Annotated in this window: 10 protein-coding genes; 2 read left to right on the top strand and 8 right to left on the bottom strand. The window is 69.8% G+C overall.

The genetic code is table 11. The features are described 5' to 3' along the window. Positions 1-23: 23 nt before the first annotated feature. From ACFV4G_RS03110 to ACFV4G_RS03075, 8 genes are all read right to left on the bottom strand, one after another. On the bottom strand, positions 24-2,453 hold the full coding sequence (locus tag ACFV4G_RS03110; protein ID WP_380435893.1) for a hypothetical protein: 2,430 nt from the start codon (positions 2,451-2,453) through the stop codon (positions 24-26). 84 nt (positions 2,454-2,537) lie between these two features. Further along, positions 2,538-3,551, bottom strand: coding sequence for a glycosyltransferase family 2 protein (locus ACFV4G_RS03105; RefSeq protein WP_380435891.1), 1,014 nt, complete (start codon positions 3,549-3,551; stop codon positions 2,538-2,540). Positions 3,552-3,685: 134 nt separating this feature from the next. Continuing rightward, on the bottom strand, positions 3,686-4,846 hold the full coding sequence (locus ACFV4G_RS03100; protein ID WP_380435889.1) for an acyltransferase family protein: 1,161 nt from the start codon (positions 4,844-4,846) through the stop codon (positions 3,686-3,688). A gap of 244 nt (positions 4,847-5,090) precedes the next feature. Next, the gene (tuf, locus tag ACFV4G_RS03095; RefSeq protein ID WP_380435887.1) at positions 5,091-6,284 is read right to left on the bottom strand and encodes an elongation factor Tu; all 1,194 of its coding nucleotides are present in this window, start codon (positions 6,282-6,284) and stop codon (positions 5,091-5,093) included. 236 nt (positions 6,285-6,520) lie between these two features. Continuing rightward, positions 6,521-8,626, bottom strand: coding sequence for an elongation factor G (fusA, locus tag ACFV4G_RS03090; RefSeq protein ID WP_380435885.1), 2,106 nt, complete (start codon positions 8,624-8,626; stop codon positions 6,521-6,523). Positions 8,627-8,665: 39 nt separating this feature from the next. Continuing rightward, a complete protein-coding gene (rpsG, locus tag ACFV4G_RS03085; protein ID WP_148644378.1) occupies positions 8,666-9,136 on the bottom strand; it encodes a 30S ribosomal protein S7 in 471 nt (156 codons plus the stop codon). A gap of 2 nt (positions 9,137-9,138) precedes the next feature. Then, positions 9,139-9,510, bottom strand: coding sequence for a 30S ribosomal protein S12 (gene rpsL, locus ACFV4G_RS03080; RefSeq protein ID WP_014144289.1), 372 nt, complete (start codon positions 9,508-9,510; stop codon positions 9,139-9,141). A 424-nt stretch (positions 9,511-9,934) separates the two neighbouring features. Further along, positions 9,935-10,459 carry a DUF1707 and DUF4190 domain-containing protein gene (locus tag ACFV4G_RS03075; protein ID WP_380435883.1) on the bottom strand — a complete coding sequence of 175 codons (525 nt, stop codon included), beginning with the start codon at positions 10,457-10,459 and terminating at the stop codon, positions 9,935-9,937. A 225-nt stretch (positions 10,460-10,684) separates the two neighbouring features. Between ACFV4G_RS03075 and ACFV4G_RS03070 the strand changes: the two genes are divergently transcribed. Together ACFV4G_RS03070 and ACFV4G_RS03065 are read left to right on the top strand one after the other, a co-directional pair. Continuing rightward, positions 10,685-11,548: an ABC transporter ATP-binding protein gene (locus ACFV4G_RS03070; protein WP_380435881.1), complete on the top strand. Its 864-nt coding sequence runs from the start codon at positions 10,685-10,687 to the stop codon at positions 11,546-11,548. 73 nt (positions 11,549-11,621) lie between these two features. After that, a complete protein-coding gene (locus tag ACFV4G_RS03065; protein WP_380435879.1) occupies positions 11,622-13,238 on the top strand; it encodes a transporter in 1,617 nt (538 codons plus the stop codon). Positions 13,239-13,281 lie beyond the last annotated feature (43 nt).

Here is a 13,281-nt window from a genome sequence, read left to right as displayed (position 1 = left end):
ACCCATGCGATCTGCTTGTCGGGTCAGGAGAGCTCGTACACGGCCACCCGGCCGTTGTCGAAGACGGGGGTGGCGAGGGACTTCAGGAGCGGCGACTCCGGAGCCGGCTTGCGGTCCGCCACCAGGTACCGGACGTGGTACCGGTCCCGCAGCTCCCGGAGGATGTCGGCGGTCGGGTGGTGGATCGCGTCGTCGTTGAACTTGAGCAGCGGCTGGTCCCAGAAGCTGGCGGACTTCTCCGACATCAGCCGCGGCGAGTACGCCCAGCCCTCCACGAGCACCGAGCGCTCGGAGTAGGCACTGAGCCAGAACGAGAGCGAGTTCCAGCAGTTCTGGCCCGGGACCGCCCAGTCGTTCTCGGAGCGGCAGTGGTCGTTGGTGACCAGGACGTCGGTCGGGCGGCTGTGCGCACGCACCCAGCGCGCGGCCTCGACCTGGCCGGCCGGCAGCGGCCAGGCGCCGTCCCAGACGACGTGCTTCGACTGCTGGACGTCGAGCAGCAGCGACGGCGCACCGGCCACGAGCGCGCCCGTGAGGAGCACCAGCCCGCCGCGCCGGCGCAGCCCGGGCAGCGCCCGCCCGGCCGCCCGCCAGAGCAGTCCGACGACGACGGCGACGGCGGCGAGCGCGGCCGCGGCGGCCAGTGCGGGCACCAGCGGGGTGTACGACTTGGTGCCCTTGGCGTCGCCGACCGCCTTGAGCGCGAAGGCCGCCCAGTCCCCCGCGTAGTGGTAGATGCCGTACGTCAGCAGGCCCACGAAGGAGAGCGTGCCGACCGCGAGCGCGGCCTTGCCCCGGGCGGGCAGCGCGGCCCGCTCGAAGACCTCGCAGTAGCCCCAGGCCGACAGCAGCACGCCGAACGGCAGCCCGGCCAGGGTGAAGTAGCTGGCGTTGAAGCCGTTGACCACCAGGTAGACCGCCGGGCCGGCCAGGGCGCCGCCGAGCAGGAACCACTGGGACTGCTCCAGCCGCAGCCGGCGCCGCCAGATCAACGGGACCATGCCCACCAGGCGGAGCTGGTGGTTGAGCAGGAAGGCGATCAGGGTCGCCGCGACGACCACCGCCTGCGTCACCGCGGTCCTGGTGTGCGCGGGGTCGGCCCAGTACTTCTGGACGTTGCCGAAGGGCACGACCTCCAGGCCGTAGCTCTCGAACTTGAACAGCACGGCGGTGGCGAACAGTTGGGCTCCGGCCACGATCGCGCCGAGCCGGACGATCGCCCACGGGATCCGCCGGGTGCCGATGAGCACCATCAGGCCCGCGAAGGCCAGGCCCGCCAGGGTGACGGGCAGTGAGCTCGCCTTGGCCGCGCTGGAGGCCAGCGCGAACAGCGCGACCAGGACGTAGGCGCCCCGGCCGAGCAGCGGCGCCCGGTCCCGCGCGGCACCGCCGGCGTCCCCGTCCGCGTCCTCGTTCGCGTCGCTCGCGTCCTCGTCGCCGCGGCCGCGCAGCACGTCCGCGATCACGCCGATCAGCGCCATCAGCAGCGGCTGGCTGTAGGTCAGCGACAGGCTCGCCCAGGACATCAGCGGCACCAGCGGCGCGCCGAAGGTCCAGTTGGGGGTGTTGTTCGGGTAGACCGCGTTGAACTCGCCGACCGCGAACACCAGCAGCGCCGCGACCGGCCCGGCCCAGGCCCGGCCGGACAGCCGGTGCCCCACCACCGCGGTGATCACCATCGCGAGGGCGACCAGCGCGGGCACCATCAGCCGCATCTGGACCACCGGCAGGTCGATGTGGCCGACCAGGTCGGTCATCGCCATGTGCGCGAAGGTGAACCAGTGGTAGTGCAGCGGCTCCCCCGCCGCCTGCGGGAAGGTCAGCGGGAAGTTGTTCTTCGCGTTGCCGGCCAGCGAGAGCAGGTACGGCAGGTCGATGTACTGCCGGGTGGTCTCGGTGTCCGGGATGATCGGGTTGCGGCTGAGGACGGCCGCGTAGAGGTAGGCGCTCGTGAGGCCGACGATGCCGGCGACGGACCAGTTCCAGCCCGTCGAGGTCCGCCGGTACCCGCGCGGGAACCAGTGCCGCCGCAGCCGCGGCACTGCGAGGAACGGGACCACCACGGCGAGCGGCCACGCCGTGGCGGCCGACTGGAGGCCGAGCCCGACCAGGACCGCCCAGGCCGCCAGCTCCAGCACGAGACCGACGACGGCGCCGAAGGCGAGGTCCTCGACCAGGGTGTGCGGCCGGCGGCGCAGGGCCCGGAACACCAGGGTGCCCGGCAGCAGGACGCCCCAGAGCACGTAGAAGGTGTAGCGCGCGACGTCCGAGACGGAGGTGTCCGAGGCCAGGAGCAGGGCCACCAGCAGGGCGTACGCGGCCAGCGCCGGCAGGAACCGCACCAGTCGCGCGCCGGTGCCGGGCCGGGCGGTGCCGGACACCGACGCGCCGACCCGCCCCTCGGCCGCGGACGGCGTCCCGAGAGCGGGTGCGGTGCTGTCAGTGGTGCCCATCGCGTGTTCTTTCTCCTGCGGGCTCGGCGTCGGGGTCACGGCGGTCGGTGGCGGAGTCCGGTCCGGGCGGGACCGGACTCGCGCTCACGCCACGAACTCGGAGACCTTCGCCGGCTTCGCGCTGCGGCCGTCGGCCGAGTCGTAGCCCACGAAGTAGGCCGGTCGCGCCTGGGCCGCCGAGTAGATCCGGCCGACGTACTCGCCGAGCAGACCCATGCAGATCAGCTGGACGGCGCCGAGGAAGAGCATCCCGATGAACAGCGAGGACCAGCCGGGCACGGTCTTGCCGAGCGCGTACGCGACGGTGGTGTAGACGCCGAGGCCGAAGCAGAGCACGAAGCTCAGCACGCCGAGCCAGGTGGCGAGCCGCAGCGGGGCGGCCGAGAAGTTGGTGATGCTGTCGATGGCCAGGCGAAGCATCTTCGACAGCGGGTAGTGGGTGCTGCCGGCGACCCGCTCCTCGCGCACGTAGACGACCTCGCCGCTCGGGAAGCCCAGCCACGGCACGAGCAGGCGGTAGACCGGCTGGTGCTCGGGCAGCGCCTTCAGGGCCTCGACGGCGGCCCGGCTGAGCAGGCGGAAGTCACCGGCCTGGTTGGGCATCTTCTTGCCGACGAGCTTGCGCATCAGCCAGTAGTAGGCGCCGGCCGTGCGCCGCTTGAACACGGTGTCGGTGCCGCGGTCGCCGCGCACGCCGTAGACGATGTCGAGGTTCTGCTCGCGCGCGAGCGAGAGCATCTCGGGGATCTTCTCCGGCGGGTCCTGCAGGTCGGCGTCGATCGACACGACGTAGTCGCCGAAGGCGCGGTGGATGCCCGCGGTCAGCGCCGCCTGGTGCCCGGAGTTGCGCGCGAAGCGGACGATGCGGAACTCCGGCCAGTCCTGGTGGATCTTCTGCATGAGCGCCGGGGTCGCGTCGGTACTGCCGTCGTCGATGCCGACGACCTCGTAGCTGATGCCGAGGTCGTCGAGGATCGGACGCAGCCGCTCAACGGTCAGGGGCAGCGCCTCCTGCTCGTTGTAGATCGGCATGACGACCGACAACAGCGGCGCCGGCCTGGTGGCCTCCGGCTCTGCCGATACAGCTGCGGTGAACATCAGTTGTCGCCTGTTTCCTTGTGAATGGGGATGTTCGATCAGTGCCGGGGCCCTGGTGACGGCCAGGCTAGCAGCAGGTTTTTACCTCTCGATGAATGCTTCTTGGGCGGAGCATTCATCGAGGGGCCCACCGTTCAGGGGCGGCGGGGGGCAGGTTCGTCCGAGACCTGGCGCAGGGTCGCCATGGACCGGTCCAGGGCCTTCTTGAGGACCTTCGACAGCGGCTTCTCGACCAGCCGGTGGATCAGCCAGGCGGTGACCAGGACCGTGGCCAGCGCCGCGAGCAGGGCCGCCTTGACGCCGAGGCCCCGGGTGAGGAGGAAGTGGATCAGCGTCCAGCCGACCTCCTGGTGGATCAGGTACAGCGGGTAGGTCAGCGCGCCCGCGACGGTCAGCCACTTCCACTGCACCCAGTCGAACCAGCCCAGTGCCGCGCCCAGGACCAGCAGGAACGCCAGCGTGACCGCGGCCGCCATGACGTTCCAGGAGAGCGGGTGGCCGAGGACGTTGACGTACATGTCCTTGATGGAGTTCAGCCTGGTCAGCGCGAGGATCCAGGAGAAGCCGACGATGCCCCAGAGCAGCAGGTTCGACCCGAACTTGTACATGAGGAACATGCCGACACCGGCGATGAAGAACGGCGACTCGTTCGGCATGGCCATCGTGGTCAGCAGCGGTATCCCGGCCTGCGGGGCGAGGACCGCGAAGATGGTCCAGATCCCGCAGAACGCCACCACCTTGCGGTAGGTGAGGCCGGTCGCCACGACGATGGCGAACAGCAGGTAGAACCGCATCTCGACCCAGAGGGTCCAGTACACGCCGTCGACGTGCCGCATCCCGAGCGGGGTCTGCAGCATCGTCAGGTTGCCGAGGATCGTGGTCAGGTTGAGCCCGTCCGCGGCACCGAGCCGGGCGAAGTGCTTGAAGTTGAGCACCACCAGGCTGGTCAGCGCGATGCCGGCCCAGTAGGCCGGGTAGAGCCGGACCACCCGGGAGACGAAGAACTCGCCCGGTCGCTTCCCCCAGCAGCTCATGCAGATCACGAAGCCGCTGATCACGAAGAACAGCTCGACGCCGAGCCAGCCGTACGCCGCCATGCGGTTCACCAGTGGCAGCGCCTGCTTGGGGGTCACCCCCTGCCAGACGCCCGCGATGCCCACGTAGGCCGTCCAGTGGAAGGACATCACGCTGAGGGCGGCGAACAGCCGCATGCCGTCCAGCGCGTAGAGGCGGGGGCGCTTCGGCTTGAGGGCGCCGGATTCGCCGGTCCGGGCCGAGGCACGGCGCCGGAGCAACGAGGGCTTCGTCAGAAGCGGAGCAGAGGTCATTCCGGAGCGCTTTCGGCGAGTGGGGCGAAGAGAGCCACGGTCAGCCTCGCTCTGGCGACGGCTGCGGGTGCCCCAGTCTATCCGGCGCGGAAAGCCCCCACCCACACCGGTGCCCCGGATGCCAGCCGACACGCCGAAGGGCCCCGCACACCCTGGAGTGTGCGGGGCCCTTCGGACTGGCCTGTACGAGGCAGGCAGGTCAGAGCATCAATTACTTGATGATCTTGGTGACCTGGCCGGCGCCGACGGTGCGGCCACCCTCACGGATGGCGAACTTCAGGCCCTCCTCCATGGCGATCGGCTGGATCAGCGCGACCGTCATGCCGGTGTTGTCGCCCGGCATGACCATCTCGGTGCCCTCGGGGAGGGTCACGACGCCGGTCACGTCGGTGGTGCGGAAGTAGAACTGCGGGCGGTAGTTGTTGAAGAACGGGGTGTGGCGGCCACCCTCGTCCTTCGACAGGATGTAGGCCTGGGCCTCGAAGTCGGTGTGCGGGGTAACCGAACCCGGCTTGATGATGACCTGGCCGCGCTCGACGTCCTCGCGCTTGATGCCGCGGAGCAGCAGACCGACGTTCTCACCGGCCTGGCCCTCGTCGAGCAGCTTGCGGAACATCTCGATGCCGGTGACCGTGGTGGTGGTCTTGGTCTCCTTGATGCCGATGATGTCGACAGTCTCGTTGACCTTGAGGATGCCGCGCTCGATGCGGCCGGTGACGACGGTGCCACGACCGGTGATCGTGAAGACGTCCTCGATCGGCATCAGGAACGGCTGGTCCACGGCGCGGGCCGGGGTCGGGATGGCCTCGTCCACGGCGTGCATCAGGCCGAGGAGCTTCTCGCCCCACTCCTTGTCGCCCTCCAGCGCCTTCAGCGCGGAGACGCGGACGACCGGCAGGTCGTCGCCCGGGAACTCGTACTCGGAGAGGAGCTCACGGACCTCGAGCTCGACGAGCTCCAGGATCTCCTCGTCGTCCACCATGTCGGCCTTGTTCAGGGCGACGACGATGTAGGGGACGCCGACCTGGCGGGCCAGGAGGACGTGCTCCTTGGTCTGCGGCATCGGGCCGTCGGTGGCGGCGACCACCAGGATGGCGCCGTCCATCTGGGCGGCACCGGTGATCATGTTCTTGATGTAGTCAGCGTGACCCGGGCAGTCGACGTGGGCGTAGTGACGCGCCTCGGTCTGGTACTCGACGTGCGCGATCGAGATGGTGATACCGCGCTGACGCTCCTCCGGGGCCTTGTCGATCTGGTCGAACGGCGTGAAGGGGTTGATGTCCGGGTACGCGTCGTGCAGCACCTTGGTGATGGCCGCGGTCAGCGTGGTCTTACCGTGGTCGATGTGACCGATGGTGCCGATGTTGACGTGGGGCTTCGTCCGCTCGAACTTCGCCTTCGCCACTGAGTCCTCCTGAGGACAGTTCCTGTACGCCGTGCTGACGTCAGTTGGTCTTTTATCGGGTTGGGTGCGGGATGCCCGAGGACACCTCGTACCGTCCCGCGGGTGGGGGCCGGAGGGGCCCGGGAGAATCCGTCCGGATCCTCCCGGGTCGCCTCCTAATAGCCTAAGGGGTGGCAATCGTCCCGAATGTCGGGACGAACTGCCTCCTCGGGTAAGGGATCGGCTCGCGCCGGTCCTTACTCGCCCTTGGCCTTGGCGATGATGTCGTCCGCCACGTTCTTCGGAACCTCGGCGTACGAGTCGAACTGCATCGAGTAGCTCGCGCGACCAGAGGTCTTGCTGCGCAGATCACCGACGTAGCCGAACATCTCGGAGAGCGGCACCAGCGCCGTGACGACGCGGGCACCGTGACGCTCGTCCATGGACCGGATCTGGCCACGGCGAGAGTTGATGTCACCGATCACGTCGCCCATGTAGTCCTCGGGCGTGGTGACCTCGACGGCCATCATCGGCTCAAGAAGGACCGGCTTGGCCTTCCTGGCGCCTTCCTTGAAGGCCATCGAACCGGCGATCTTGAACGCGAGCTCGGAGGAGTCGACGTCGTGCGACGCACCGTCGAGCAGCGTGACGCGGACACCCTGGAGCGGGTAGCCGGCGAGCACACCGAACTCCATGGCCTCCTGGCAACCGGCGTCGACCGAAGGGATGTACTCCTTCGGCACGCGGCCACCGGTGACCTTGTTCACGAACTCGTAGCCCTCGGCCTGCTCGAGCGGCTCGATCGCGATCTGGATCTTCGCGAACTGGCCCGAACCACCGGTCTGCTTCTTGTGCGTGTAGTCGATGCGCTCGACGGCCGAACGGATCGTCTCGCGGTAGGCGACCTGCGGCTTGCCGACGTTGGCCTCGACCTTGAACTCACGCTTCATGCGGTCGACCAGCACCTCGAGGTGCAGCTCGCCCATGCCCGCGATGATGGTCTGGCCGGTCTCCTCGTCCGTGTTGACCTGGAAGGACGGGTCCTCCTCGGCGAGACGCTGGATGGCGACACCCAGCTTCTCCTGGTCACCCTTGGACTTGGGCTCGATCGCGACGCGGATGACCGGGGCCGGGAAGTCCATGGACTCCAGGATGACCGGGTGCTTCTCGTCGGACAGCGTCTCACCGGTGGTGGTCTGCTTCAGGCCCATGACGGCGACGATGTCGCCGGCGCCCACCGACTCGATCTCCTCACGCTTGTTCGCGTGCATGCGGTAGATCTTGCCGATGCGCTCCTTCTTGCCCTTGACGGCGTTCAGCACCGAGGTGCCGGACTCCAGGCGGCCGGAGTAGATCCGGACGAAGGTGAGCTTGCCCAGGTGCGGGTCGGACATGATCTTGAACGCCAGCGCGGCCAGCGGCTCGTCGTCCGACGCCTTGCGGGAGATCTTGGTGTCCGGGTCGTTGGGCTTGGTGCCCTCGACGGACTCGATGTCCAGCGGCGACGGCAGGTACTTGACGACCGCGTCGAGCAGGGGCTGAACGCCCTTGTTCTTGAAGGCGGTACCACAGAAGATCGGGGTGAAGTCCGAGTTCAGGGTGCCCTTGCGGATCGCGGCCTGCAGCAGCTCGACCGGGATCTCCTCGCCCTCGAGGGCGAGCTCCATGATCTCGTCGCTGACGTTGGAGACGGTGTCGATCAGCGTCTCGCGGTACTCGTCCGCCTGCTCCTGCAGCTCGGCCGGGATGTCGACGATGTCGTACATCTCGCCCTTGGCGGCCTCGGCCGACCAGACCAGCGCCTTCATGCGGACAAGGTCGACAACGCCCTTGAAGTCCGCCTCGGCACCGATCGGGAGCTGCATGACCAGCGGGGTGGCGCTGAGGCGCTCCACGATGGTGTCGACGCAGAAGAAGAAGTTCGCGCCCGTGCGGTCCAGCTTGTTGATGAAGCAGATGCGCGGGACGCCGTAGCGGTCAGCCTGCCGCCACACGGTCTCGGACTGGGGCTCGACACCGGCGACACCGTCGAACACCGTCACGGCACCGTCGAGGACGCGCAGCGAACGCTCCACCTCGACGGTGAAGTCGACGTGACCCGGGGTGTCGATGATGTTGATGGTGTTGTCGACGTCGTCGACCGTCCAGTGACAGGTCGTCGCGGCCGACGTGATCGTGATGCCGCGCTCCTGCTCCTGCTCCATCCAGTCCATGGTGGCAGCGCCATCGTGGACCTCACCGATCTTGTACGAGACACCGGTGTAGAACAGGATCCGCTCGGTGGTGGTGGTCTTGCCCGCGTCGATGTGCGCCATGATCCCGATGTTGCGGACCCTGGCGAGGTCAAGGGAGGTTGCAGCCATGGTGGCTCGTTCTCTCTCTGTCTAGTGACGGGGTACGGACTACCAGCGGTAGTGCGCGAAGGCCTTGTTGGACTCGGCCATCTTGTGGGTGTCCTCGCGACGCTTCACGGAAGCGCCCAGGCCGTTGCTGGCGTCGAGGATCTCGTTCATCAGGCGCTCGGTCATGGTCTTCTCGCGACGGGCGCGGGAGTAACCGACCATCCAGCGCAGCGCCAGGGTGCTGGCGCGGCCCGGACGGACCTCGACCGGAACCTGGTAGGTCGCGCCACCGACACGGCGGGACTTGACCTCGAGGGCCGGCTTGACGTTCTCCAGCGCGCGCTTCAGCGCGACGACCGGGTCCGAGCCGGTCTTCTCACGGACGCCCTCGAGGGCGCCGTAGACGATCCGCTCGGCGGTGGAGCGCTTGCCGTGCAGCAGGATCTTGTTGACCAGCTGGGTGACGACCGGGGAGCCGTAAACCGGGTCGATGATGACCGGGCGCTTCGGGGCGGGGCCCTTACGAGGCATTCTTACTTCTCCTTCTTGGCGCCGTAGCGGCTGCGAGCCTGCTTGCGGTTCTTGACACCCTGGGTGTCGAGCGAACCGCGGATGATCTTGTAGCGGACACCAGGAAGGTCCTTCACACGACCACCGCGCACCAGCACGATGGAGTGCTCCTGCAGGTTGTGGCCCTCGCCCGGGATGTAAGCGGTGACCTCGATCCCGCTGGTGAGGCGCACACGGGCGACCTTACGAAGCGCCGAGTTCGGCTTCTTCGGGGTGGTCGTGTACACACGCGTGCAGACCCCACGGCGCTGCGGGGAACCCTTCAGCGCGGGAGTCTTGTTCTTCTCGACCTTGTCCTGCCGGCCCTTTCGGACCAGCTGCTGGATCGTAGGCACCGTTTCTCCGTTTTCTGTGTGCCAAGGCTTGGTGGAACTAACCTGCGGTGTCTCCCTCGCACACGACCCCGTGGTCGACCCACGCGGTCGGGTGTGTTGGGCTTGTTACGACACGGAATCCCATGGCTGATGTACAGCGACGGCGCTCTACGCGCGGAGCGCTGGAGGGCGCTCCGGCTCGGCGCGGCGGCCGGTGTGCATGCACGCACAAGGACCCGGGGACACCCCAGGCACAAGGTCAGAGCGTACCTAGCGCATGGGGCGCGGTCAAAACAAATGCAACGCCGCAGGTCGCGGCTGTCGGCCGGGTGTCGCGGGGGTGTCCCGCGAACGGCAGCCCGGTGACGAGCCGCCCTCCTGCCGCTCTACCACACCGGAGTGGCGTACGCCACTCGGCGCCCGGCACGGCGGCGCCCTCCGGCGCTCAGCCCCGGCCCCCCGCCGCCAGGACGACCCCCAGGAACATCAGGGCCCAGAACGCGGAGCCCAGGTAGCCGACCACCAGCCCGATGACCGCCGCCCAGTCCCCGTCCTGATTGCGCTGCCTGATCTGCGAGCGGGCGATGTGGCCGGTGATCACCGCGGGCAGCGACAGCCCGGACAGGCCGAGCACCATCGACGTGACGGCCAGGCCGTTGGTGGAGCGCACCTGGTACGGCGGGTACGGCATCGGCGGCGGCGGGTACGGCTGGAACGTCTGCGGCACCGGGCGCCCGTCGAACGCCGCCGGCGGCACCACCGGCCCGGACGGCAGGTCGGCGACCAGCACCGACAGCTGGCCGTAGGTCTGCGCGTGGGCCGCCGCCTCGTGGCGCTGCTCGTACTCCTCCAGCGACAGCCGGCCCTCGGCGTACGCCGCCTTCAGCACGTCGATCGTGCGGTCGCGGTCCGCGTGCGCCGCCCTCATCCCGGACTGCGGCGAAGGCTCACCCCAGGGCTGCACAGCCATCCGTCGCCTCCCGACACCCCGGCGCGCGCCGCGCGCCCAACTGGTCCTCATAGTGCCGGACGAACGGGGCGGCCGAGTAGTTGCCGGTTCACGGCAGGGGATTGCCGGAGCCGGTGTGCCTCACCCGTTCGGGGGACAAACTCAGGTCATCCTCAACTCGGACGACAGCCCGTTCGGCGAGTGACAGGCTGGATCCGCACGACCCGTCGACCAGAGAAGGCAACCATGCAGGCGTCAGCGCCTCCGCCGTCCGGAGCACCCGGACCCGCCACCCCGTCCGCCGCCTCCGCCGTCACCCCGTCCGCCGCTCCCGCCGCCTCCGCGGTGAGCATCCAGGGGCTCTGGAAGCACTTCGGCACCCAGGCCGCCGTCGCCGGGCTCAGCCTGGAGCTGCCGGCCGGCGCGTTCGTCGGACTGGTCGGCCCGAACGGCGCGGGCAAGACCACGACGCTCTCCATGGTCACCGGCCTGCTCCGGCCCGACCAGGGCGCCGTCCTCGTGCACGGCGGCGACGTCTGGGCCGACCCGGTCGCCGTCAAGGCGCGGATCGGCATCCTGCCCGAGGGCCTGCGGATGTTCGAGCGGCTCAGCGGGCGCGAGCTGCTGCAGTACAACGGGCGGCTGCGCGGCCTGCCCGGCGCCGAGGTGGACCGCCGGGCCGAGGAGCTGCTGGCCGTCCTGGACCTCGCCGCCGACGCCGACAAGCTCGTCGCCGACTACTCCACCGGCATGCGCAAGAAGATCGGCCTCGCCGCCGCGCTGCTGCACAACCCCGACGTGCTGTTCCTCGACGAACCCTTCGAGGGCGTCGACCCGGTCTCCGCGCAGACCATCCGCGGCGTGCTCAAGCGGTACGCGGCCGCCGGCTCGACGGTGGTCTTCTCCAGCCACGTCATGGAGCTCGTCGAGCAGCTCTGCGACTGGGTCGCCGTCGTCAACGCCGGCCGGGTCATCGCCCACGGGCCGCTGGACGCCGTCCGGGGCGGGCGCAGCCTGCACGAGGCCTTCCTCGACCTGATCGGCGTCCGCGAGGACGACGGGCAGGCGCTCGGCTGGCTCGGCGGCGGGAACGCCGGGGGCGGGCAGTGAGCGAGCGAAGGAAGCGAACCATCAAGAGGTGCGCGTTGCGCGAAGCGGCTGCCGAGCGCAGCGAGGTGGGCGCATGAGTGCGGCCGTCCCCGACGGGGGGACGGTCGTCCGCGCGCTCGTGGCGCTCAAGCTGCGGCTGCTGCGCAACGGGCTGAAGCGCAGCCGGGGCCGGGCCGGGGTGTACATCGTCGGAGCGGTGTTCGGCCTGCTCTTCGCCACCGGGATCGCCCTCGCCCTGGCGGTGCTCAACGGCCGGGTGGCCGGCTCCGGGGACGCCGGCGTGATGCTGCTCGGCGTGCTCACCCTCGGCTGGGCCGCCATCCCGCTGTTCCTGTTCTCCAGCGACGAGAGCGCCGACCCGACCCGGCTCACCATGCTGCCGCTGCGGCCCGGACCGCTGCTGCGCGGCTCGCTGCTGGCCAGCCTGATCGGGCCGGGACCGCTGGTCAGCCTGGTGCTCGTCACCGGTGCGGCGCTGTCCGGCGCGAACGGCGGCGCCTCGGCGGCGGCCGACCTGATCGGCGTGCCGCTCGCCGTGCTCTGCCTGGTCACGCTCTCCCGGGCGGTCGCGGCCGGCAACGCCCGGATGCTGTCCAGCCGGCGCGGCAAGGACTTCGCGATCTTCGGCGGACTGCTGTTCGCCCTGCTCGTCCAGGGCGCCAACGTCGGCTGGCAGAGCACCTTCGGCCGGCCCGACGCCAACGGACACCTCGACCTCAGCCCGCTGCGGCCGATCACCGCCGTGCTGCGCTGGATCCCGCCGATCGGTGCGATGGACGCGGGCCGGACGGCCGGCGAGGGCCGGTACGCGCTCGCGCTGCTCCAGCTGGCGCTGGCCGGTGCGCTGCTCGCCCTGCTGCTGCGCTGGTGGCGGCGGAGCCTCCAGGAGCTGATGGTCACCGCGGACTCCTCGACCCTGGAGGTGGCCCGCGGGGTGCAGAGCTCGCGCGGCTGGGGCTTCCTGCCGGCCGGCCGGACCGGCGCGGTGATGCAGCGCCACCTGCGGTACGCCTGGCGCGAGCCGCGGGCCAAGGCGGCGGTGTTCACCAGCATCGGCATGACGCTGGTGATCTGCGTGCTGTCGGTGGTCCAGGGCTGGTCGAGCGTCTACCTGCTGGCGGCGACCGGGATGTTCCTCGGGCTGCAGATGCTCAACCTGTTCGGCATGGACGGTTCGGCGTTCTGGATGATCGCCGCGACCCTGCGCACCCCGGCCGACGCCCGCGACGAGCTGCGCGGACGGGCGTACGCGGTGCTGTCGTACGCGGTGCCGGTGACGCTGGTGCTCGCCGTGGTGCTGACGGTCGTCACCGGGGACTGGGCGCACCTGCCGTCCGCGCTCGGCCTCGCCCTCGCACTGCTGGGCTGCGGCATCGCGGTCGGCTCGATGCTGAGCGTGCTCGCGCCGTACACGATGCCCGCGGACAGCAACCCGATGCGCAACGCCGCACCCGGGCAGAGCGGGCTGGTGCTGCTCAACCAGTTCGGGTCGATGCTCGGCGTCGCGCTGCTGGCACTGCCCGTGGCCGGCTACCTGGGCTGGGCCCTCGCCGCCGACCGGCCCACCTGGCCGCTGCTGGCGGCGGGGCCGGTCTACGGCGGACTGATCGCGTACCTCGGCGTCCGCATGGCGGGCGCCCGCCTGCTGGAGCGCACCCCGGAGATCCTGGCCAAGGCCATAGAGCGCTGAGCGGTGCGGTGAGCGCCCGGTCCCCCGACGACGGGGGCCGGGC

The sequence above is a fragment of the Kitasatospora sp. NPDC059747 genome, assembly GCF_042732955.1.
GTDB lineage: Bacteria > Actinomycetota > Actinomycetes > Streptomycetales > Streptomycetaceae > Kitasatospora.
The sequence above is the reverse complement of the archived record's forward strand: the minus strand, read 5'-3'. Positions and strand labels throughout refer to the sequence as shown.